This is a genomic window from Mesorhizobium sp. M3A.F.Ca.ET.175.01.1.1, assembly GCF_004791945.1.
Lineage (GTDB): Bacteria > Pseudomonadota > Alphaproteobacteria > Rhizobiales > Rhizobiaceae > Mesorhizobium.
In genome coordinates this window covers 65,136-86,195 of record NZ_SRTP01000002.1, presented here as the reverse complement: position 1 = coordinate 86,195, position 21,060 = coordinate 65,136, and the positions used below count along the sequence as shown (strand labels likewise).

Here is a 21,060-nt window from a genome sequence, read left to right as displayed (position 1 = left end):
CTTTTAAAGCAACCGCCCGCGCCCGGCTACCGTTTCCTGAACGGACCTTGGCTGACCGAAGCCGTCACCTACCGTCACCACGCTTTCACGAAAATTTAACGCTGCCGGTCCCTATCTGCTATGAAGGGTAGTAGGTTCTGTCGAATTCCGTCGCGGTTCTGCCGCGGCGGGTGTCATATTTTTGCAGTTTTCCTCCGCTTGTGCTTGCGTGCGGGGGCCGGCATACCACCTATAGGCGGTGTTTGGCGGGCAAGGGCTCCATAGAAACAGTCATGTTGGCGCGATCTGAAAAAACGAGCGATGCCGAGACGGTGCCGGCTGCCGAGGGGCCGGCCAGCACGCGGGGCGATGCCTTCGATCGGGCGCAGCGCCATTCGCGCCGCGTGCGCGTGCTGAAATTCGCCGTGCCGCTGCTTGCGGCCGCCATTGCGGTCGCTTTCCCGGTCTATTCCTATCTTGCCGCTCCAGTTTCGGTCTCGGTGCAGGCAGACGGCAGCGCGTTCTCCAACGGCAAGCTGGTGATGGCCAATCCCAAGCTCAACGGCTTCACCAAGCAGAAGCTGCCCTACTCGTTGACGGCGACCAGGGCGACGCAGGACGTCGGCAAGCAAGGAATCATCGATCTCGAAGGTATCAACGCCAAATTGCCGGTGGCCGCCGACAACGTCGTGTCGGTCGACGCCGCACACGGCATCTACGACCGCGACGCCAACACGATGGACCTCACCAGCGACGTCACGGTGAGGACCAGCGACGGCATGCTGGCCACGTTCAAATCGGTCTTCCTAGACATGGGCAAAGGCTCTATGAAGACCGACAAACCGGTCGATGTAAGCCGAGGCGGGTCGCGCATTACCGCGGACTCGTTGTCGGTCCAGGACAATGGCAAGCTCGTCGTTTTCGAGAACCGGGTGCGCGTCAACATCGATCCGGCCAGCCTGAAGGCGGCAGAGGCAAAGAGCGGAGAGCAGAATGCGTCCCAGTAGTGCGGCACGGCTTCCAGGCGCGTCCTTAGCGCTGCTGTTGCTGGGTGCGGCGTCCGCGCTTGCGCAGTCGGGAGCGACCAGCCAGATGCCCGGCCTGAAATTGTCCGGCGACCAGCCGATCCAGATCGAGAGCGACAAGCTGGAGGTCCGGCAGGCCGACAGCGTGGCCGTGTTCAGCGGCAACGTCACGGTCACCCAGGGGCCGACCCTGCTCAAGGCAGGCAAGATGACGGTCTATTATGTCAAGGATCCCAACGCGCCCAAGGGCGCGGCGGCCGGTGCATCGGCAATGACCGGCGCCGGCAACATCGATCACCTGGTGGTCGAGAACAGGGTCTACATCAAATCGAACGACCAGATCGCTACCGGCGACACCGGCACATTCGACATGAAGACGCAGGTGCTCGTGCTTTCCGGCAACGAAGTCGTCCTGTCGCAGGGCGACAATGTGCTGAAGGGCTGCAAGCTGACGGTGCAGATGAAGAGCGGTCTCGGCAATGTCGACGGCTGCGGCAAGCGCGTCATGATGTCGTTCACGCCCCAGAAGCAGGGAGCGGCGAACAAGTAATGGCCGGCGTATCATCGCTGCTGGCCCGACTCCCGGGGCGGGCGGCCGGCAAGCCGGCTGCGCCGGCCACGGTCAGCGCCGAGAAGGCGAAGTTCAAGGGCACCCTGATCGCCAAGGGCCTGACCAAGAGCTACAAGGGCCGCAAGGTCGTCAGCGGCGTGACGCTGGGCGTGCGGGCCGGCGAGGCCGTCGGTCTGCTTGGGCCCAACGGCGCCGGCAAGACCACCTGTTTCTACATGGTCACCGGCCTGGTGCCGGTGGACGAGGGCACGATCGAGATCGACGGCTTTGACGTCACCTCGATGCCAATGTATCGCCGCGCCCGCCTCGGCATCGGCTATCTGCCGCAGGAAGCCTCGATCTTCCGCGGCCTCAGCGTCGAGCAAAACATCCGCGCCGTGCTGGAAGTGGTCGAGAAGAGCCGCAAGGAGCGCGAGCGCTCGCTCGACGAACTGCTCGAGGAATTCCATATCAGCCATTTGCGCAAGGCGCCTTCGCTGTCGCTCTCCGGCGGCGAAAGACGCCGCCTGGAAATCGCGCGCGCATTGGCGACGCGCCCGGCCTACATGCTGCTCGACGAACCGTTTGCAGGCATCGACCCGATTGCGGTTGCAGACATCCAGCAACTCGTGCGCCATCTCACCGCGCGCGGCATCGGGGTGCTGATCACCGATCACAATGTGCGCGAGACGCTCGGTCTCATCGACCGCGCCTACATCATCCATGCCGGCCAGGTGCTGACGCATGGCCGCGCCGACGAGATCGTCGCCAACGCCGATGTCCGGCGCCTCTATCTCGGCGAGGGCTTTACGCTCTGAGCGTAAGATACAGTTCCGGGTGATTCCGGCGGATTTCGACTCCTTGCTCGCGATTCCGACCGCAGATAACGCTCCGGTAAGCGGCCTTTGCTAGCGTTTGCCTTGACAAGCAAAAGCCGGGCCAGTTTCTATTCCCGGTCGGCAAATTCTGCTTCGGCACAGTCCGATGCATAGACGAGGCGTTTGAACCAAACCATGGCGCTGGCGGCCAAACTGCAGCTCAGACAGTCCCAGTCGCTGGTGATGACGCCGCAGCTGATGCAGTCGATCCGGCTGCTGCAACTCACCCATATCGAACTGGAACGCTTCATCGACGATGAGATCGAGCGCAATCCTCTGCTCGAGCGTGCCGAGCCGCAGGATGATGCGGCGAGCGAACCCGAGCAGAAGAGCGAAGCCGCTTCGGAGCCTGGCGCCGACGGCGACTGGTTCGAGAGCGAGGCGGAGTGGAGCGCCGAGGCGATCTCGGAAAAACTCGATTCTTCGCTGGAAAACCTGTTCCCCGACGATCCTGGCACCCGTGAACGGCTCGGTCCCGACCTGACGGCGCAATGGAAGTCGGCCTCCGGATCCGGCGTCGGCGCTTCGTCGTCGGAGGGGTTCGATGTCGGCGACATGGCCGCCAGCGCGGCCACGCTGCGCGAGCATGTCGGCGAGCAGATCGCCCTTGCCTTCCACGCGCCGGCAGCGCGCTTCATCGCCGGGGAACTGGCCGATGGCCTCGACGAAGCTGGTTATCTGCGAGTCGACTTGAAGGAAGTCGCCGCGCGGCTGGGCGCTGACGAAGCGGCTGTGGCGCGGGTGTTGGAGGTGTGCCAAAGCTTCGAGCCGGCCGGCCTGTTTGCCCGCGACCTGGCCGAATGCCTGTCGCTGCAACTTGCCGTGCGCGACCGGCTCGATCCGGCCATGAAGGTGCTGGTTGCCAATCTCGAGCTTCTGGCACGGCGGGATTTCCAGACCCTGAAGCGGATTTGCGGCGTCGACGAGGAAGACCTTCTCGACATGCTGGCGGAGATCCGGGCGCTCGATCCGCGGCCCGGAATGGCGTTTTCAGGTGGCGCGAGCGACGCCATCGTGGCCGACGTCGAGGTGCGGGCGGCCGCCGACGGCAGCTGGGCGGTCGAGCTCAACGCCGATACGCTGCCGCGGGTGCTGGTCGACCAGGTCTATTTCGCCCGTGTCTCCAGCCATGCCAAGGACCAGGCGGAAAAGGATTTTCTGGCCGAGTGCCTGCAGAACGCCAATTGGCTGACGCGCAGCCTCGACCAGCGGGCCAGGACGATTTTGAAGGTGGCTTCGGAGATCGTGCGCCAGCAGGACGCGTTCCTCGTCCATGGCGTGCGTCACCTCAAGCCGCTCAACCTGCGCACGGTGGCCGACGCGATCGGCATGCACGAATCGACGGTCAGCCGCGTCACCGCCAACAAATACATGCTGACGCCGCGCGGAGTGTTCGAGCTGCGCTACTTCTTCACCGCCTCGATCGCTTCGGCGGCCGGCGGCGAGGCGCATTCGTCGGAAGCCGTGCGCGATCGCATCAAGCAACTGATCGATGAGGAAAAGCCCGTCGACGTGCTTTCCGACGATGCTATCGTCGACATGCTGAAGGAGAGCGGCGTCGACATTGCCCGGCGCACCGTGGCCAAATACCGGGAAGGAATGAACATACCTTCCTCGGTCCAGCGGCGACGCGAGAAGAGGGCGCTGGCCAACGCAGGGCGCTAATGCCCATCGAGATTCAGGTGATGCCGGCCTGCGAATGCTGGTGTTCCGCGCTTCTGGTACTCACGGACCAAAACTGTGCTCCGTTCCGGTTCCCGCAAACCCCATGCTCGTCTCGGCCTGACCTGAATCTCGACAGACCTTGGTAACGTTCCGGCTTTGCCGGATTTCCACAGCTTCGCAGTTCATTGACAAGCCGCGATGAAGTGGCTAGAAGCCCGCCCGCATGAGACGGGGCCCTGATGGCCGCACGCGGACGGGTCCGCCAAGGCGAAAGTCTTGGACGGCCAATAAGGCAACTTGTGATCAACCGGAAAGTTCAGGGTTAAAATCGGCGCGCGCGCCGCCGCAAAGCTTGTGCGCGCGTGCCACGGGTATAAACTCGGAACAGTTTGAAGCCTGAGCAAGGAAGGTCAGTTTTCAGATGAATCTGCGCATTTCGGGAAAACACATGGACATCGGCGATGCGTTCCGCACACGCATCAACGACCGCGTCGGCGAGGCGATCGAGAAATATTTCGATCGGGGTTTTTCAGGACATGTCACGGTCATCAAATCAGGGTCGCGTTTTTCGGCCGACTGCATGATCCGGCTTGATTCCGGAGCTTCATTGCAGGCGACGGGCGACGCCCAGGATCCGACGCTTGCCTTCGAGGCGGCAGCCGATCGCCTGGAAACGCGGCTGAGGCGCTACAAGCGCCGGCTGAAGTCGCGCAACGCCGGCAACGGCAACGGCGAGGAGCCCACCGATATCGCCTACACCGTGGTGGCCCCGCTCGCCGACGATGAGGAGGACATTCCGGAGGATTTCGCTCCGGTCATCGTTGCCGAATCAACCATGACCTTGCGCACCATGTCGGTGGCGTCGGCGGTCATCGAGCTCGATACCAAGGACAGCCCTGTCTTCGTTTTCCGCAACGCCGGAAACGACCATCTCAACATCGTCTACCGCCGGCCGGATGGGAATATCGGCTGGATCGATCCATCGACGACCAAAGTCGCGCAGGGATAAAGAAGCCGGCCGCGCGAGGGGGCGACGACCGGCGCGGCAGGCGAGCAAGGGATTTTTCAAGCATGGATCTTAGTGATCTCATCAGCGTTCCGGCGATCATGCCGGCGTTGAAGGCGAATTCCAAAAAACAGCTTCTGCAATTGTTGTCGGAGAGGGCGGCAACAATTTCGGGGATTCCGGAGCGGGAAGTGTTCGACACCATCCTGCAGCGCGAGCGGCTGGGCTCGACGGGCGTCGGCAACGGCATCGCCATCCCACACGGCAAGCTGGCCGGGGTGAAGCGGATCGCCGGCGTGTTCGCCAGGCTGGAGTCGCCGGTGGATTTCGAGGCGCTGGACGACCAGCCGGTCGATCTGGTGTTTCTGCTTCTGGCGCCCGAAGGCGCCGGCGCCGATCACCTCAAGGCGCTGTCGCGCATCGCACGGGTGCTGCGCGATGCCGACACGGTGGCCAAGATCAGAGGGACGCGCGACGCGGTAGCGATCCATGCGCTGCTGTCGGATACGCAGGCTTCGCACGCGGCTTGAGGTTTCAGGATCAGTCCTTGCAAGGGCCGCGCGTGCGGCCCTTTCCAATTCAGGCCCCAAATTCAGAGATTGATTGAGGTCAGTGAATGGCGACCGTGGTCAGATCGTTCTCCAGCGCGCCCGCCAGTGCCCGGTCGCGGGCGTCGGAAAGCAGGATCGGCTGGCCGTTGGCGGCAAACAACGCCCACAGTTCCAGGCCGGGAGCGATTTCCTCGAGGCCGGGGAAGCGGCCGCGCAGATCGTCGCTCGACACTTTCCTCAAATAAGCGACCGATCCTTCGCCGAGATGGGCGAGTTCGCCGCTGGTCATGGTAAGGGTTTCGTCAGTTCTGGTCATTTCAAGCCTCCTTGCCGCGAGAACGCCGCTCAGGGCCGCCTCGCATAGAGCCATCGGCGAAGATCAGTCTTTCACCGATATGTTTATTTTCCGTACCAGCCGCTCGGCCTCGGGCCGGTCGAGATCGACCGACAAAAGCCCGTTCTTCAGCTCCGCGCCGATCACCCGCATGCCGTCGGCCAGCACGAAGCAGCGCTGGAACTGGCGCGCGGCGATGCCGCGGTGAAGGAACTCGCGCTCGGTATCGTCCGTCTGGCGGCCGCGCACGATGAGCTGATTCTCCTCGGTGGTGACATCGAGATCGCTTTCGGCGAAGCCCGCGACCGCGAGTGTGATGCGCAGCCTTTCGGCGTTGCCGTCGGACGCGCTCAGGCGCTCGATGTTGTAAGGAGGATAGCTGTCGCCCGACTTCGCCAGACGCTCGAGGGTCTTTTCCATCGCGTCGAAGCCCAAGAGAAGCGGGCTGGAGAAGGGCGTCATTCGGCTCATGTTACACTGTCCTCTCGAGAGCGACATAAACTGGAAAAACCCGCATGGCATTTTTCCCGATGGTCTTGATATGGTCCGCCGCGCGATCAAGTTCAAGCCGTCATAGACCCGCCCAAAATCCCACCCAAAACCCCGCCCAAAAAAGACTCCCAAAAGGAATTGAAATGCCGCAGTCACGAAAGATCATCATCGATACGGATCCCGGCCAGGACGATGCCGTCGCCATCTTGCTGGCGCTCGGCAGCTCCGAATTGGAGATCGTCGGCATCACCGCCGTTGCCGGCAACGTGCCGCTGAGCCTCACCCAGAAGAATGCCCGCAAGATCTGCGAACTCGCCGGCCGGCGCGACATCAAGGTCTATGCCGGCGCCATCCGCCCGCTGGCCCGCGAGCTCGTGACCGCCGAGGAAGTGCATGGCAAGACCGGCCTCAACGGACCGCAGCTGCCGGAGCCGACGATGCCGCTGCAGGAACAATACGCCGTCGATTTCATCGTCGAGACGCTGATGCGGGAGGACAGCGGCACGATCACGCTCTGCCCGCTCGGACCGCTCACCAACATCGCGCTGGCGCTGATCCGCGAACCGCGCATTGCGCCGCGCATCAAGGAAATCGTGCTGATGGGCGGCGGCTTCTTCGAGGGCGGCAACGTCACGCCCACCGCCGAATTCAACATCTATGTCGACCCCCATGCGGCCGACATGGTCTTCAAATCGGGCATTCCGATCGTGATGATGCCGCTCGACGTCACCCATAAGGCGCTGACCACGGCCAAGCGCACCAAAGCCTTTCGCGAGCTCGGCACCAAGGTCGGCACCGCGACCGCGGAGATGCTGGAATTCTTCGAGCGTTTCGACGAGGAGAAATACGGCACCGACGGCGGGCCGCTGCACGATCCTTGCGTAATCGCCTATCTGATCAAGCCGGAGCTGTTCAAGGGCCGCCGCTGCAACGTCAGCGTCGAGACGACCTCCGAGCTCACCATGGGCATGACGGTGATCGACTGGTGGGGCGTCACCGAGCGAGAGAAGAACGCCATGGTGATGCGCGACATTGACCATGACGGTTTCTTTGCGCTGTTGCTGGAGAGGCTGGGGCGGCTGTAAGGCCGCTTAATGCGTGTCGCGCAGAAAAGGATTCGGCCGGCGTGCTTTAAGTCTTTCTTTGATGCATGTCGTTGCCCCAGGACCGCTGCACACTTCTGGGCGACATGCAGTAAGCAGCCGAAGGTTTTTGGTGCCATTGTCGCGCGTTCATTCCGGAAAGCGGTAGAAGACGAAGCCGTTGTTGCGGGTGACGCGTTCTATATTCGCGTGTGAGCCGATAAGCTGCGGCCGATCTTCATTGATGAGCACCGTGGCGCCGCTGTCGAGAAAAAGCACATAGGTTATCGGAGAGCCTTTGTCCCACTGAACGCTTTTGATTGTAGCGCCCAACGACTCCACTGAACGGATGGGACTTGCATCATTTGCCACTTGGCGCATGAAGTCGAACGCACCAAATGCAAACAGCATGCCAAGCAGCAGAATGCCGAAGGCGTTCTTGCGCAGTTCAGTGTAGATGCTAAGCATTTGCTTGACCCCCAGCGCCTATGATGTGGGGATCAGAAGTGTTGTTGTGAAGGCCTGCGGGTTGTGTCTTACTTTGCCTTCGAGAATGCCAGCCACAACCCGCCCCCAACCATGAAACTGCCGCTGATGCGGGACAGCAGCTTGACGCGCCTGGCAGAGAGCATGCGTCCGGCCCGACCGGCGGCAAGCGCGTAGGTCGAATCCGACATGGCCGCGAAGACCATCGCGGTCAGGCCCATGACCACGATCTGCAGCGTATAATTGCCCTGCGGCGCGATGAACTGCGGGAAGAAGGCGCCGAAGAAGACCAGCGTCTTCGGGTTGGAAATCGCCACCAGGAAGCCCTGCAGGAAGAAGCCGCCGCGCGGCTTCCTGGCCGATCCGTCGGGATTGAGCGCGGCCTTGGCGCGGAACATCTGGACGCCCATCCAGATCAGGTACGCGGCGCCGATCAGCCTCACCCATTCGAACCAGTGGCCCATGCCAGCGATCAGCGTGTTGAGGCCGATGCCGACAATGGCGATCATGATCGCGAGCCCGGCCTGGGTGCCGGCAACATTGGCCAGACCAGCCTTCGAGCCGTGGCGGACGCTGTTGGCGATGATCAGCGTGATGGTGGGGCCGGGCACCAGGATGATGACGATGCAGGCGACGACATAGGTGGCGTAAAGTTCCAGCGACATGGTCTTCCCTCGATGGCGGCGATGCGGCGCGGCCGGGCAGGATCAATGCACGGCACCGCTGCCGGCGCAAGCTCAGCGCGAACCGGAGACAAGCCTTTCAGACGGCGCCTGCCGGCCAGGGCAGCGTCGCTTCATAGGCAGCGCCGGCTTTGAGCACGGCCAGATCGCCGCGCGGGCGGCCGATCAGCTGCATGCCCATCGGCCGTCCCCTTTGATCGAAGCCGACCGGCACATTGAGCGCCGGGCAGCCGCCCAGCGTGGCAAAGGCGGAGACCTGCATCCAGCGGTGATAGCTGTCCATGGACTGCCCGGCGACCTCGCGTGGCCAATGGGTGGTGACGTCGAAGGGAAAGACCTGTGCGCTCGGCAAGGCGACGAGATCGAAGCGTTCGAACAGCGACAGCAGCGTGCGGTGCCATGAGGAGCGTCGGACGGTGGCGGCGTGCACCTGCGGCGCCGCCAGGCGCATCGCCTGTTCCACCTCCCAAACCGCTTCGGGCTTCAGCAGCTTGCGTTTGGCCGGATCGTCGTAGTGGGCTTTCAGTCCGCAGCCGCTGCTGGCCTGGCGAAGAACGACGAAAGCCTGCCACAAGGCCTCGAAGTCAACATCCGGCACCAGAGCCTCGCTGGCCAAGGATGCATCCGCCAAGCGCGCGAGGGCGGATTCGCAAAGCTCGAGAATGCCCGGCTCCATCGGCAAATGGCCGCCGAGGTCGCCGAGCCAGGCGATGCGGCCGCCGGCCGCGTTCGCCCGCAGGCCCTCGAGGAAGGAGCCCTGCCTGTCGTGCGAAAGCGGGGCGCCCGGGTGATAGCCGGCCTGCTCGTCGAGCAGCAGCGCAATGTCGCGCACGCTGCGGCCCATCGGCCCCTCGACACCCATCTGGGCATGGAACACGTCGATGTCGGGCCCGGCCGGCACCAGCCCCTGCGAGGGGCGAAAGCCATAGACATTGTTGTAGGCGGCGGGATTGCGCAGCGAGCCGCCGAAGTCGCTGCCGTCGGCGACGGGCAGCATGTCGAGCGCCAGCGCCACGGCCGCGCCGCCCGACGAGCCGCCGGCCGTGAGCGCCGGATCGAAGGCGTTGAGCGTCGGGCCGAAGACCGGGTTGTAGGTGTTGGAGCCCAGCCCGAACTCCGGGACATTGGTCTTGCCGATGATGATGGCTCCGGCCCTGCGGATGCGCTCGACGAAGAAGTCGTCCTCCTGCGGAATGAAGTCCGCGAAGATCGGCGAGCCGAACGTCGTCCTGAGCCCCTTCGTCAGAGCCAGATCCTTGATGGCGATCGGCAGGCCGAACAGCGATCCAACCTCGCCGTTGCCGGCCAGGCGGGCGTCCGCCGCTTCTGCCTCGGCCAGAATGCCGGCCCGGTCGCGCAGCGAAACGATGGCGTTGACCAGCGGGTTCACGGCGTCGATGCGGTCGAGAAAAGCGCTGACGACTTCGCGCACCGAAAACTGGCGTTGTCTGATGCTGGCGGCAAGCGCCACGGCGGACAGCCGGCAGATGTCGCCGGCCGGCGGCACGGCATGCTTCGTCTTGGGACGGGTGGCCGTCACCGCCCGACCGCCAAAGCCGCCTCGACATCCTTTGCCAGCGGGATCGCCGGCTGTGCTCCGGGCTTGAGGCAGGCAAGCGAGCCGGCCGCGGCGGCGCGGGCCAGCGCCTTCTCAAGCGGCAGGCCCGTCGACAGGGCGGCGCCGAAATAGCCGCAGAAGGTGTCGCCCGCGCCGACCGTGTCGACCGGGGTGATCTTCAGCGCCGGAACGGTCAGGAAACTGTCCGGGGTAGCGGCCAGAACACCGTCGCCGCCGAGGGTGACGACAATGGTCTTGCCGGTCTTGCTGGCATAGTCCCGCATGCGCTCCTGCCGGTCGTCTCCGGAGAGCGAAAGCGCCTCGCCATAGAGGTCGAATTCGGTCTCGTTGGCGACGGCATAGTCGGCCTTGCCGAGAAAGCCGGCGGCCTCTGCCCGAAAAGGCGCGGTGTTGAGCACGCTGACGGCGCCGGCCTCCCGTGCCGCGTCGAGTGCCGCTTCGACCGTCTGCAGCGAGATCTCATGCTGCAACAGCACGACATCACCCTTCTTAAGGTAGGCCTTGGCGAGGTCGCCAGGAACCAAGGAGTCGTTGGCGCCTGGGACGACGGCAATCACGTTCTCGCCGTCGGCGCCGACCAGGATCAGCGCCGTGCCGGTGGAGGCAAAACTCTCGCCGACTCCGGAAAGATCGACATTGCCGGCCTTGAGCAGCGCCAGGGCGTCCCCGGCAAAACTGTCCTTGCCGACGGCGCCGACCATGCGCACCTGGGCGCCGGCACGAGCCGCGGCCAGCGCTTGGTTGGCGCCCTTGCCGCCGGGCGCGGTGACGAAGCCGGAGCCGCGCACCGTCTCGCCAGGTGCCGGCAAACGGTCGACTTTGGCGATGAGGTCGAGATTGATCGAGCCGACAATGATGATCAAAGAAGCGCCTCCTGCAGGAGCCGTTCAGCCTTCGATCGAATGCCGATTCACTCCAAGTGTTTGCATTTACACAAATGCTTGGCCAGGAGGCTAGCTGCAAAGACCGTCGGGTTCCAGATCACGTGGGTTGCGCGCCGGCGGCCGACATCATTGGCGTGATCGTGGTCTCAGGATCCCAGCTGGCCAGCTTCCCAGCCCAGTATGGCGCGCTTGCGGGTCAAGCCCCAGTGGTAGCCCGTGAGCGCTCCGGATTTGCCGAGGGCGCGGTGGCAAGGCACGACGAAAGACATCGGGTTGGCGCCGACCGCGGCGCCAACAGCCCGGCTTGCGCTCGGCGCGCCGATGCTGGCCGCGATCGAGGAATAGGTGCAGGCCCGGCCCATCGGGATGCGCAGCAGCGCTTCCCAGACCCGCAGCTGGAAGTCGGTGCCGATCATCACCACGCGCAGCGGCTGGTCGGCGCGCCAGAGCGCCGGATCGAAGATCCGCGCCGCATAAGGCTGGGTCGCCGACATATCCTCGACATGGGTTGCGTTCGGCCAGCGGCCGGACATGTCGGCGAAGGCCTCTCGCTCGCCGCCCGCGTCGCAGAAGGCGAGGCCGGCCAGGCCGCGATCGGTGACCATGATCAGCGCGATGCCGAAGGGCGAGATATGGTAGCCATAACGAATGGTGAGGCCGGCGCCGCGGGTCTTGTAGTCGCCGGGCGACATCGCCTCATGGGTGACGAACAGGTCGTGCAGCCGTCCCGGTCCAGACATGCCGAGCTCGAAAGAGGTCTCCAGCAGCGGCATGCCGGAATCGAGCAGCCTGCGCGCGTGATCGAGCGTCACCGCCTGCAGGAAGGCTTTCGGCGACAGCCCGGCCCAGCGGGTGAACAGCTTCTGCAGCCCGGTGGGCGTCTCGCCGACTTCCGCCGCCAGAACCTCGAGAGAGGGCTGGTCGCGATAGTCGAGGCTGATCTTCTCGATGGCGCGGCGCACGATCTCGTAGTCGCTGCCTTCCGGGGTGATGTCCTTCTCCAGGACCGCGGTCGTCTTGACAGGCATTTGAGCGTTCATCGGTCTATCTCCTTGAGCGCGAATATCGCCGTTCGGACGGCCGATCACCACCCGAAACTTGCCTTGCCGGGAGCATACCCGATGGACTTCGATTTCGGCTGGAGCGCGTCTCAGCGCGCCTTGGCGGTCGCCAAAGCCCGCGAAAAGGCGGAGGCGAAGCTCTCGCGGTCGTCCGGATTGAGGAAGCCGCCGATCGAAACGCTCTTGCCTTGCGCCTCGACCGCCATCCTGGTGATGCCGATCTCGGTGTGGCGGGCGATCGAAAACCGCGTCCAGAACGGGTTGAAATGATGCGCTTCGGAGCGGCCGGACGGCGCGGTCTTGCGGATGTCGAGGCTTGTGCGCGAGACGGAGATTTCCTCACGGGCTCGTGCGGCGCGGTAGTTGAGGCGGAAGGCGACGTAGACGCCGATCACGTCCAACCCGAAGAAACCAAACACCGGCCATGCGCCATGCGCCAGGAAGATCGCGCCGGTAACCGCCCAGCCGAACAGCAGCGCGGCCATCAGGATGAAGAAGCCGGTGCGGCCGAGGGAACGATGGGGCGTGAGCAGTGCCTGAAAGAATGGCTCGTCGGCTTGGTACGAGGCGTTTGTGTCGCTCATGAGGTAATATTATAGGAAGGAAATGGCGCCTCCCAAGTCCAAAAATCCCGCCCCTGTCAAAAAGCCCTCCGCATCAGCCTCGATCGATGCGAGACCGAGGGCGCGACCCCTGAAGGGCAGGACGCGCTCCGTCTACAGCGCTGCCGAGGTGCATGAGATCTTCCGGCGCTTTTCGGTGCAGCGTCCGGAGCCGAAAGGCGAGCTCGACTATGTCAACGCCTTCACGCTGCTGGTCGCGGTGGTGCTTTCGGCGCAGGCGACCGATGTCGGCGTCAATAGGGCGACGAGGCCGCTATTCGCGGTGGCCGATACGCCGCAGAAGATGCTGGCGCTGGGTGAGGCCAAGGTCGGCGACTATATCCGAACCATCGGGCTCTGGCGCAACAAGGCCAAGAATGTCATCGCGCTTTCCAAAGCGCTGATCGACGACTACGGCGGCAACGTGCCGGAGGACCGTGACGAACTGGTCAAGCTGCCGGGGGTCGGGCGCAAGACCGCCAATGTCGTGCTCAACGTCGCCTTCGGCCAGCACACGATGGCTGTCGACACGCATATCTTCCGCATCGGCAACCGGATCGGGCTAGCGCCCGGCAAGACGCCGGAGGAGGTCGAGCAGGGGTTGTTGAGGGTCATCCCGGCCGAGTATATGCGCCATGCGCATCACTGGCTGATTCTGCACGGCCGCTATGTGTGCAAGGCGCGCAAGCCCGACTGCCCGGCCTGCGTGATCGCCGATATCTGCAAGTCGAAGGAGAAGACCACCGACGTGCCGGCGCCGCTGGTGCCGATCGCGCCGCTGGAGGAGGCGCCTTCTGCCGGAGCTTAGGGTTCGTTTGCTCGCAAATTCCGGAGAAACTGCTGCACAACCTTCCGGGCTCAGTAGCCATAGCCGCGCGCCATGGCTGCAGCAAAGACCGGGATCAGCAGGAAGATGAAGGCTTCGGCGCGGACATAGGTCTTGACCGAGGCGAGTTCGGCCGCCGGCACCGAGAAGGACTGATTGCCGCCCGCCTGCCGGTTCCAGGAGATGAAGCGCACGGTCGGGATGATCGACAGAAGCCCGACGATGATGAAGGCGATCATTTTGGCCCAGAACACCCAGTTGTAGACGTAGAATTCCCAGCCCTTCAGGCCGAAGAACACCCGGCAGACGCCGACGACCACGATGAGCGTGGCGATGATGCCATAGTGGCGGTCGATACCGGCCAGGCGCTTCAGCGTGGCGGCAGGCAAGTCGCCGCGCACCAGCACGAATTCGGCGCCGATGATGCCGGCCAGCGAAAACACCAGCAGGTGATGCAGAATGGCCAATACAAGATCAGTCGTATCCATGCGCTCTTCCTGACGTGGCTGAATCGTTCGAAGAGTAGCATCGTCGCTCAAAATTCCCAGACGGCTGGGCAGGCGGCAGAATGCGCGAGACGTCGACGCGCTCGGCGCCGGTCAGGTCTTGGCTGCCCCGTGGTCCTGGGTGATGCTGGCCCTTGTCCGGCTGCGCCAGCCTGCGTAGCGCTGCGGGCTCAACAGGGGCGAAATCCATGAACAGCAAGCAAGCCGGCGTTCCGGTCCTGGAGACGGCGCGGACCATCCTGCGGGCACATGCGCTCGACGATTTCGAGACCTATGTCGCCATGTGGGCCGATCCCGGAGTCACCCGTTTCATCGGCGGCAAGCCGCGCACCCGGGAGGAGAGCTGGATGCGCTTCCTGCGCCATGCGGGCCTCTGGTCCCTGCTGGGCTACGGCTTCTGGGCGATCGAGGACAAAAAGACGGGCCGCTTTGCCGGCGAGGCCGGGTTCCATGATCTGAAGCGCGATATCGAGCCGTCGATCGAGGGTGTGCCGGAGGCAGGCTGGGCGCTGGCCTCGGAGGCGCAGGGTCAGGGACTTGCCAGCGAGGTCGTCGGGCGGATCGTTGCGTGGGGAGACGAGGTGTTCGGGCCGGCCAGCACCGTGTGCATCATCGATCCCGAAAACGGCGCATCGCTCAAGGTGGCCGAAAGGAACGGCTATCGCGAAACCCTGCGGACCACCTATCACGAAAAGCCGACGATCCTGTTGAAGAGGCAGGCCGGAGGCAGCGAATAGGCGGCGACAGACGTTCGGATCAGCGCTTGAGCCTGGACTTGTTCAGGACCACGGCCGCGCGAATAAGAGCCTTCAGCGCCTCTTCATCGACCTGCTCGCCTTGCCGGAAGTCGATGGCGCGCCGTGTGTTGCCTTCGAGGCTGGCGTTGAAGAGACCCGTCGGATCGGGCAGTGCCGCGCCCTTGGCGAAAGTCAGCTTGACGACCTCCTTGTAGGTCTCGCCGGTGCAGATCATTCCGGCGTCTTCCCAGACCGGCACGCCGCGCCATTTCCACTCCTCGGTGACGTCCGGGTCCGCTTGCCTGATCAGGGCGCGCAACCGCGCGAGCATATCGCCCCTCCAGTCGCCCAGTTCCTCGATCCGGCCATCGATCAGCTCGGAAGGAGATCTGCTGTCCTGCGATTCGCTTTTCATCTGTTTTCCTTCTGGCTTCGATGCAAGACCGGTTCACATGCGTTCGCCGGGCAGCCGGCTCGCCTGTTTTACCCAGGAGACGAATTGCGCTTCGTCCAGCTGGTCGCCCTCATGGATGTGGAGATAACGTGTGTCCTTGCTCTTGGACTCAACGGGCGGAATGGGCTCGAGCGACATGCCGCGGAAGAACGCCACCTTGATATACCTGGTAAAACAGTGGATGCCGAGAAACCAGCCTTCGCCTTCCATCCCGTAAAACGGCGAGTTCCATTTGACGGCCTTGCGCACCTCGGGCACGGCTTCCATGACAAGTTCGTCGAGACGTCGGCCGACTTCGCTCTTCCAGCCCGGCATCGCGGCGATATAGGCCTGCACAGGAGCGTCTCCATAGCCTTTGGCAATCTGCGGGTTGCCGCCGGAAAGCAGGACCGGCTTCTCACCCGCCGGCTTGGCGGCGACCTTCGCCGATTTCGCCTTCCCCATCAGGCCGAACCCGCCTCTGCGCGAGCGCCGCGCCGTTTGGCGGCGTAGGGCAGCACGAACATGTAGAGCCCACTGAACAACAGCAGGAACAGCGGCGGCAGAGGCGAATAGACCACCCAGGCGGGTGGTTCGCCCAATGCCATGGCGACGAAGTTGGCAATCACGGTCACCGTAAAGATGATCGACAACCAGCGATGCAGCTGCCTGATCGACTTGCTCCAGTCCAAAGCCGCCTCCTCTGCAGAATGGGCAATCTTCGTCACGTTGTTCCGACCCTTCGGCGGGCCTTCAGTCGATCCGCGCCAGGACATCTTCCAGGGCGGTAAGGAACCTCTGCCAGCCGACGGTGGCGCCACGATAGTATGACTGCTGATCCGCGCGGAAGCCCGTTTGCTCCATGCGCAGATGAGTGCCCATGCTCGTCGGGGTGAGTGTCCAGGTGACGACGCTCTCCAGATCCTTGGTGTCCCATGTGTAGGACAGCGTCTTGTTGGGCTCCACGGTCTGGACCCGGCAGGCGACGGCACCCCAGTCCGCGCTGAGATCGAAACGGTGGTCCACAACCGGCTTGAAGTTGTTCTTCATCAGCCACTCCTCGATGAGATGCGGTTGCGTGAGCGCGCGCCAGATCTTTTCCGGCGGGTGACGGATCTCGCGCTCGACGACGACGGAGCGGGTCTCGACCGAAACTTCATTCATTGGTCCATCCTTTTGAGCAGGTTTTCGAGATCATCGAACCGGCTTTCCCAGAACCCGGCCATGTCCCGCGTCCAGTCCATCAGCGGCGCCAGCGCGCTGAGCTGCGCGCTGTAATGGGTCTGCCGGCCCTCATGGCGGTCACGTACCAATCCGGCTTCCTTGAGGAGGCCGAGATGCTTCGACACCGCCGGCTGCGAGACGCCGGCCTGCGCCGTCAGCGTGCCCACCGACTGCTCGCCCTGGCGGCACAGACACTCGAAAATGGCGCGCCTTGTCGGGTCGGCAAGCGTTCGGAAGAGCATTTCGTGCGTGGCCGACATGGCAATCAATAACTCATTGGTTATTGATTGATCTATAACCAGCGGGATATATGTATGTCAAGCCGCTATACCGGTGCGGCCATGATGCGGGCGCTCAAGTCGGGGAGGCGGTGTCCGCCTTCACACTGGCTTCATGCGGCCACGGCGAATGCTCGCCAAAAGCGCGCGTGGCGCGCGCGGCGGCTTCGAGCAACGGGCGCTGCATCCGCTGCAGGAAAGCCAGGTCGACCCGCGCGCTCGGACCAGCGAGCGTCAATGCGCCGACCAATGTCCGGCCCGGTCCAAATACGGGTGCGGAAACACCCGATGTCTGCGGGTCCCGGTCACCGAGGGAGATATAGAAGCAGTTTTTGCGGATCGTCTCGTAAGGCTCGCCCGGCTCGCCCGAGAAGGCGGCGAGCACGCGCCCGCCGGAGCCCGCAAGCAGCGGCAGCACGTCGCCTTCGCGTATCGTGTAGCGGATCGGATGCTTGGACTCGACCCGGTAGAGGCAGGTGCGCACGTCACCTGCGCGGACATAGAAAGCGACACTTTCCCCGCTGTGGTCGGACAGGTCCCGCATGATCGGCAGCAGGATGTCGATCGCCACGACCGAACGCTGGTAAAGCGTACCCAGCCTGAAGGTGGCCGGGCCTACGCGGTATCGCCCGTCCTCCAGGCGCTCCAGCAACTGCCCGCGCATGAGCGAGTTCGCCAGCCGCAGGATCGTGCTCTTGTAGAGGCCGGTGCGGGTCGCGATCTCGGCCAAACCAAGCGAGCGGTCCGCGGAAGTGAATGCATCGAGGATGGCGATCGCGCGGTCGAGCGCGGCAACTCCGTCGTTTGCCGGCGGGCTGGAGGGAGTGTCTGTCATTTCTGCCGTGATTTCATGGTCGCTCCAATCCGGGAGCGACCCGGACAACAGATTTTGGCCGGTCGGACGCGTTCTGTCTAGAAGAATGCCGTTCCCATTGACAGAACGAGGCGACATTGCTTGAACTCGATAAGCGGGTCTTCGCTCAGGCCCGGCCTTGGCAGGCACCGGAGGAGGTGTCGTGATTTGGAGGAATCCCCATGCTGAACAGACGCAAGTTCTTGACGAGCACCGCCGCGGTCGGCGCCGCCAGCTTCGCCGCATTGCACCTCACGCCGGCTTTTGCGCAGGACGCGCCGCAGATCCAGATCTTCGTGCCGGCAGCGCCCGGCGGCGGCTGGGACCAGACCGCGCGCACGATCGACCAGGTGCTGCGCTCTGAAAAGCTGATCTCGGGCTCGCAGATCACCAATGTCGGCGGCGCCGGCGGCACGGTCGGCCTGCCGCAATTCGTCAATCAGTGGAAGGGGAAGGGCAATTCGCTGATGGTCGCCGGCATGGTCATGGTCGGCGCCATTATCGCCAACAAGGCCGCCAACAATCTCACCGAAGTGACGCCCATCGCCCGGCTCACCGGCGAATTCGAGGCGCTGGTCGTGCCGGCGGACTCGCCGTTCAAGACCGCGGCCGACTTTGTCGCCGCGCTGAAGGAAGATCCGACGAAGGTTCCGGTGGCAGGCGGTTCGGCCGGCGGCACGGACCATATCCTGTTCGGCCTGATCGCCAAGACGGCCGGCGTGCCCGCCGCGAACCTGTCCTACGTGCCTTTCGCCGGCGGTGGCGAGGCGCTGTCGGCGCTGCTCGGCAACCAGGTCGCGGCAGGCATTTCCGGCTACGGCGAATTCTCCGAGCAGATCAAAGCAGGCGCTCTCAGGCTGCTCGCCATCTCCTCCGACAAGCGTCAGGAGGGCATCGACGCGCCAACGCTCAAGGAAGCGGGCATCGACGTCGAATTGTTCAACTGGCGCGGCGTCTTCGCCCCGCCCGGCGTTTCGGATGCCGACAAGGCGGCGATGATCAAGCTGATCGAGACCATGGCCAAGAGCGAGGCCTGGGCGACCGAATGCAAGAACCGAAACTGGACTTCGATCCTGCTCACGGGCGACGACTACGCCAAGTTCGTGACCGAAGATACGACCCGCATCGCCGCCATCCTCAAGGATCTCGGCCTCGCCTGATTTCCAGCCTGCCCAAGGTCCGAAGGGGACCTGGTTTCCCTTCGGACCGGTATGACAGCTGACCGAGCAGCATTGAAACTGCGGCGATGCCGGCGATGTCGGCCATCCGGGAGGAGATCATGAGCACCAGCGAACAACAGCCTCCAGCGCCGCGCCTGGCCGTACCCGAATTGTTGATCGGCATCGGGCTTCTGGCCTGCGCCGGTGCCGTCGCCTGGCAGACCCTGGCGATCCCGGTGTCGCCGCTTTATTCCAAGGTCGGCCCGACCGTCTTTCCCTACATCACCATGTTCGGGATGATCGTGCTTTCCTTGCTGCTGATCCTTGCCGCGGTTCGCGGCGGCTGGCAGCCGGTCGAGGAGAAGGAAACCCCCACCGACTGGAAGTCGATGGGCTTCGTGATCGCCGGCCTCCTCGCCAACTTGCTTCTCATCCAGCCGCTCGGCTTCACCGCGGCGTCGGTGATCATGTTCGTGCTGGTTTGCTTCGGTTTCGGCAGCCGGCATCCTTTGCGCGACGCGCTGCTTGGCCTGGTGCTGGCGCTGGCAGCTTATTTCGGCTTCGCCAGGGCGCTCGGCGTCAATATCGGCGCGGGTCTCATCGAGAACCAGCTCAATGCGCTGATCAACACAGTCTTCGGTGCGAGGGGCTGAGATCATGGACACGCTCGGTTATCTCGCGCACGGATTTGCAGTCGCCTTCACGCCGACCAACCTTATGTGGTGCCTGGTCGGCACAACCCTCGGCACCGCCATCGGGGTGCTCCCAGGCCTCGGGCCGGCGCTGACCATTGCGCTGCTATTGCCGATCACCTACCAAGTGGCGCCGGAAGCTTCCTTCATTTTGTTCGCCGGCATCTATTACGGCGCCATGTATGGCGGATCGACGACGTCGATCCTGCTCAACACGCCTGGTGAAAGCGCCACTATCGTCACTGCGCTCGAAGGCAACCGGATGGCGCGCTCCGGGCGCGGCGGGGCTGCGCTCGCCACCTCGGCCATCGGCTCCTTCGTGGCCGGGACCATCGGCACGCTTGGCGTGGCATTCCTGGCACCGGTCGTGGTCAAGTTTGCGCTGGCGTTCGGACCGGCGGAGTATTTCTCGCTGATGGTGCTCGCCTTCATCACCGTTTCGGCGGTGCTCGGCTCGTCCTCCGTGCGAGGACTGACTAGCCTTTTCGTCGGCTTCGTCATCGGCATGATCGGCGTCGACCTGCAGACCGGGCAGCCGCGCTTCACCTTCGGCACGGGCGAACTGCTCGACGGCGTCGACGTCATCATCGTGGCGGTCGGCCTCTTCGCCGTCGGCGAGACGCTCTACATGGCCTCGCGCCGCTATGCCGGCAAGGACGAGATCGTGCCGCTGAGGGGCTCGCTCTACATGACGGCTGCCGAATGGGCGCGCTCGTGGAAGCCTTGGCTGCGCGGCGCGGTGATCGGCTTCCCGATCGGCGCGATGCCAGCCGGCGGTGCCGAGATCCCCACCTTCCTCTCCTATGCGATCGAAAAGAAGCTGTCGAAGCACAAGGAAGAGTTCGGAACCGTCGGCGCCATCGAGGGCGTGGCCGGGCCGGAGGCGGCCAACAACGCCTCGGCCGCCGGCGTGCTGGTGCCGATGCTGACGCTGGGCCTGCCGACCTCGGCGACCGCCGCGATCATGCTTTCCGCCTTCCAGAGCTACGGCATCAATCCCGGACCGCTGCTCTTGACGACGCAGGCCAATCTCGTCTGGGGCCTGATCGCCAGCCTGTTCATCGCCAACGTCATACTCGTCATCCTCAACCTGCCGCTGATCGGGCTATGGGTGCGGCTATTGAAGATACCGGCGCCGCAGCTCTATGCCGGTATCCTGGTCTTCGCCACGGTCGGCACCTATGGCATCTCGCAGTCGCCCATCGACCTCCTCATCCTTTATCTGCTGGGTGCCGCGGGCTTCCTGATGCGGCGCTTCGATTTTCCCACGGCGCCGGTCATCATCGGCATGATCCTCGGGCCGCTTGCCGAAACGCAGTTCCGCCGGGCGATGACGATCGCCAATGGCGACTGGACGGTGTTCTTCCGGCATCCGCTGTCGCTGACGCTCTTGACGCTCGCCTTCATCGGCCTCGCCGGCCCGCACATCTGGGCCTATATCGAGCACCGGCGCAGGCGCGGGCCGGAGCATGTGCCCGGCGACGCCTGAACGGC

General features: G+C 64.0%; 27 protein-coding genes. 12 read left to right on the top strand and 15 right to left on the bottom strand.

The window, feature by feature from the left end; translation table 11 throughout:
* Positions 1 to 272 precede the first annotated feature (272 nt).
* From lptC to ptsN, 6 genes are all read left to right on the top strand, one after another.
* Entirely contained in the window at positions 273 to 986 is a 714-nt protein-coding gene (lptC, locus tag EN818_RS05085) for an LPS export ABC transporter periplasmic protein LptC (RefSeq protein ID WP_095804334.1), read from the top strand.
* Positions 973 to 1,554 carry an LptA/OstA family protein gene (locus EN818_RS05080; RefSeq protein ID WP_095804333.1) on the top strand — a complete coding sequence of 194 codons (582 nt, stop codon included), beginning with the start codon at positions 973 to 975 and terminating at the stop codon, positions 1,552 to 1,554. Before lptC ends, EN818_RS05080 begins: the two co-directional genes overlap by 14 nt.
* A complete protein-coding gene (gene lptB / locus EN818_RS05075; protein WP_095804332.1) occupies positions 1,554 to 2,372 on the top strand; it encodes an LPS export ABC transporter ATP-binding protein in 819 nt (272 codons plus the stop codon). The genes EN818_RS05080 and lptB overlap by 1 nt, the downstream gene beginning before the upstream one ends.
* Before the next feature lie 195 nt (positions 2,373 to 2,567).
* Positions 2,568 to 4,097: an RNA polymerase factor sigma-54 gene (rpoN, locus tag EN818_RS05070; protein ID WP_095804903.1), complete on the top strand. Its 1,530-nt coding sequence runs from the start codon at positions 2,568 to 2,570 to the stop codon at positions 4,095 to 4,097.
* Between the two features lie 421 nt (positions 4,098 to 4,518).
* Positions 4,519 to 5,106 carry a ribosome-associated translation inhibitor RaiA gene (gene raiA / locus EN818_RS05065; RefSeq protein WP_095804331.1) on the top strand — a complete coding sequence of 196 codons (588 nt, stop codon included), beginning with the start codon at positions 4,519 to 4,521 and terminating at the stop codon, positions 5,104 to 5,106.
* 62 nt (positions 5,107 to 5,168) lie between these two features.
* Positions 5,169 to 5,633, top strand: coding sequence for a PTS IIA-like nitrogen regulatory protein PtsN (ptsN, locus tag EN818_RS05060; protein ID WP_095804330.1), 465 nt, complete (start codon positions 5,169 to 5,171; stop codon positions 5,631 to 5,633).
* 79 nt (positions 5,634 to 5,712) lie between these two features.
* Here ptsN and EN818_RS05055 read toward each other — a convergent pair whose 3' ends face one another.
* Both EN818_RS05055 and EN818_RS05050 read right to left on the bottom strand, forming a co-directional pair.
* Complete coding sequence (locus EN818_RS05055; RefSeq protein WP_095804329.1) at positions 5,713 to 5,970, bottom strand: DUF1150 family protein; 258 nt, start codon at positions 5,968 to 5,970, stop codon at positions 5,713 to 5,715.
* A 63-nt stretch (positions 5,971 to 6,033) separates the two neighbouring features.
* On the bottom strand, positions 6,034 to 6,459 hold the full coding sequence (locus EN818_RS05050) for an Hsp20 family protein (RefSeq protein ID WP_095804328.1): 426 nt from the start codon (positions 6,457 to 6,459) through the stop codon (positions 6,034 to 6,036).
* A 164-nt stretch (positions 6,460 to 6,623) separates the two neighbouring features.
* On the opposite strand from EN818_RS05050, the gene EN818_RS05045 reads away from it, so the two are divergent.
* The gene (locus tag EN818_RS05045) at positions 6,624 to 7,565 is read left to right on the top strand and encodes a nucleoside hydrolase (RefSeq protein ID WP_095804327.1); all 942 of its coding nucleotides are present in this window, start codon (positions 6,624 to 6,626) and stop codon (positions 7,563 to 7,565) included.
* 147 nt (positions 7,566 to 7,712) lie between these two features.
* Here EN818_RS05045 and EN818_RS05040 read toward each other — a convergent pair whose 3' ends face one another.
* The 6 genes from EN818_RS05040 to EN818_RS05015 all read right to left on the bottom strand — a co-directional run bounded on the left by EN818_RS05040 (position 7,713) and on the right by EN818_RS05015 (position 12,839).
* On the bottom strand, positions 7,713 to 8,030 hold the full coding sequence (locus EN818_RS05040) for a hypothetical protein (RefSeq protein WP_095804326.1): 318 nt from the start codon (positions 8,028 to 8,030) through the stop codon (positions 7,713 to 7,715).
* Positions 8,031 to 8,098: 68 nt separating this feature from the next.
* On the bottom strand, positions 8,099 to 8,713 hold the full coding sequence (locus tag EN818_RS05035) for a LysE family translocator (RefSeq protein ID WP_095804325.1): 615 nt from the start codon (positions 8,711 to 8,713) through the stop codon (positions 8,099 to 8,101).
* Between the two features lie 97 nt (positions 8,714 to 8,810).
* Positions 8,811 to 10,271 (bottom strand): amidase, encoded by a 1,461-nt coding sequence (locus tag EN818_RS05030; protein WP_095804324.1) that lies wholly within the window; start codon positions 10,269 to 10,271, stop codon positions 8,811 to 8,813.
* A complete protein-coding gene (locus EN818_RS05025) occupies positions 10,268 to 11,173 on the bottom strand; it encodes a ribokinase (RefSeq protein WP_095804323.1) in 906 nt (301 codons plus the stop codon). Before EN818_RS05025 ends, EN818_RS05030 begins: the two co-directional genes overlap by 4 nt.
* A 167-nt stretch (positions 11,174 to 11,340) precedes the next feature.
* Positions 11,341 to 12,234 (bottom strand): methylated-DNA--[protein]-cysteine S-methyltransferase, encoded by an 894-nt coding sequence (locus EN818_RS05020; RefSeq protein WP_095804322.1) that lies wholly within the window; start codon positions 12,232 to 12,234, stop codon positions 11,341 to 11,343.
* 110 nt (positions 12,235 to 12,344) lie between these two features.
* Positions 12,345 to 12,839 carry a DUF2244 domain-containing protein gene (locus EN818_RS05015; RefSeq protein ID WP_095804321.1) on the bottom strand — a complete coding sequence of 165 codons (495 nt, stop codon included), beginning with the start codon at positions 12,837 to 12,839 and terminating at the stop codon, positions 12,345 to 12,347.
* A 22-nt stretch (positions 12,840 to 12,861) separates the two neighbouring features.
* On the opposite strand from EN818_RS05015, the gene nth reads away from it, so the two are divergent.
* Complete coding sequence (gene nth / locus EN818_RS05010) at positions 12,862 to 13,665, top strand: endonuclease III (protein WP_095804320.1); 804 nt, start codon at positions 12,862 to 12,864, stop codon at positions 13,663 to 13,665.
* 50 nt (positions 13,666 to 13,715) lie between these two features.
* Here nth and EN818_RS05005 read toward each other — a convergent pair whose 3' ends face one another.
* Positions 13,716 to 14,171 carry a DUF2214 family protein gene (locus EN818_RS05005; RefSeq protein WP_095804319.1) on the bottom strand — a complete coding sequence of 152 codons (456 nt, stop codon included), beginning with the start codon at positions 14,169 to 14,171 and terminating at the stop codon, positions 13,716 to 13,718.
* 206 nt (positions 14,172 to 14,377) lie between these two features.
* Between EN818_RS05005 and EN818_RS05000 the strand changes: the two genes are divergently transcribed.
* Positions 14,378 to 14,926 (top strand): GNAT family N-acetyltransferase, encoded by a 549-nt coding sequence (locus tag EN818_RS05000; protein WP_095804318.1) that lies wholly within the window; start codon positions 14,378 to 14,380, stop codon positions 14,924 to 14,926.
* Positions 14,927 to 14,945: 19 nt separating this feature from the next.
* On the opposite strand, the gene EN818_RS04995 is transcribed toward EN818_RS05000, so the two are convergent.
* From EN818_RS04995 to EN818_RS04970, 6 genes are all read right to left on the bottom strand, one after another.
* Positions 14,946 to 15,341 carry a DUF1801 domain-containing protein gene (locus EN818_RS04995; RefSeq protein WP_095804317.1) on the bottom strand — a complete coding sequence of 132 codons (396 nt, stop codon included), beginning with the start codon at positions 15,339 to 15,341 and terminating at the stop codon, positions 14,946 to 14,948.
* A gap of 33 nt (positions 15,342 to 15,374) precedes the next feature.
* The gene (locus tag EN818_RS04990; RefSeq protein WP_095804316.1) at positions 15,375 to 15,824 is read right to left on the bottom strand and encodes a DUF1801 domain-containing protein; all 450 of its coding nucleotides are present in this window, start codon (positions 15,822 to 15,824) and stop codon (positions 15,375 to 15,377) included.
* Positions 15,824 to 16,051: a hypothetical protein gene (locus EN818_RS04985; protein ID WP_095804315.1), complete on the bottom strand. Its 228-nt coding sequence runs from the start codon at positions 16,049 to 16,051 to the stop codon at positions 15,824 to 15,826. The genes EN818_RS04990 and EN818_RS04985 overlap by 1 nt, the downstream gene beginning before the upstream one ends.
* A 61-nt stretch (positions 16,052 to 16,112) precedes the next feature.
* Complete coding sequence (locus EN818_RS04980) at positions 16,113 to 16,523, bottom strand: SRPBCC domain-containing protein (RefSeq protein ID WP_095804314.1); 411 nt, start codon at positions 16,521 to 16,523, stop codon at positions 16,113 to 16,115.
* The gene (locus EN818_RS04975; RefSeq protein WP_095804313.1) at positions 16,520 to 16,843 is read right to left on the bottom strand and encodes a metalloregulator ArsR/SmtB family transcription factor; all 324 of its coding nucleotides are present in this window, start codon (positions 16,841 to 16,843) and stop codon (positions 16,520 to 16,522) included. The genes EN818_RS04980 and EN818_RS04975 overlap by 4 nt, the downstream gene beginning before the upstream one ends.
* A 94-nt stretch (positions 16,844 to 16,937) precedes the next feature.
* Positions 16,938 to 17,696 carry an IclR family transcriptional regulator gene (locus EN818_RS04970; protein ID WP_095804312.1) on the bottom strand — a complete coding sequence of 253 codons (759 nt, stop codon included), beginning with the start codon at positions 17,694 to 17,696 and terminating at the stop codon, positions 16,938 to 16,940.
* Between the two features lie 200 nt (positions 17,697 to 17,896).
* Between EN818_RS04970 and EN818_RS04965 the strand changes: the two genes are divergently transcribed.
* The 3 genes from EN818_RS04965 to EN818_RS04955 all read left to right on the top strand — a co-directional run bounded on the left by EN818_RS04965 (position 17,897) and on the right by EN818_RS04955 (position 21,055).
* Entirely contained in the window at positions 17,897 to 18,874 is a 978-nt protein-coding gene (locus tag EN818_RS04965) for a tripartite tricarboxylate transporter substrate-binding protein (protein WP_129553793.1), read from the top strand.
* Between the two features lie 119 nt (positions 18,875 to 18,993).
* Positions 18,994 to 19,527 carry a tripartite tricarboxylate transporter TctB family protein gene (locus EN818_RS04960; RefSeq protein ID WP_095804902.1) on the top strand — a complete coding sequence of 178 codons (534 nt, stop codon included), beginning with the start codon at positions 18,994 to 18,996 and terminating at the stop codon, positions 19,525 to 19,527.
* Between the two features lie 4 nt (positions 19,528 to 19,531).
* Positions 19,532 to 21,055, top strand: coding sequence for a tripartite tricarboxylate transporter permease (locus tag EN818_RS04955; protein ID WP_129553794.1), 1,524 nt, complete (start codon positions 19,532 to 19,534; stop codon positions 21,053 to 21,055).
* The last annotated feature ends 5 nt before the right edge of the window (positions 21,056 to 21,060 follow it).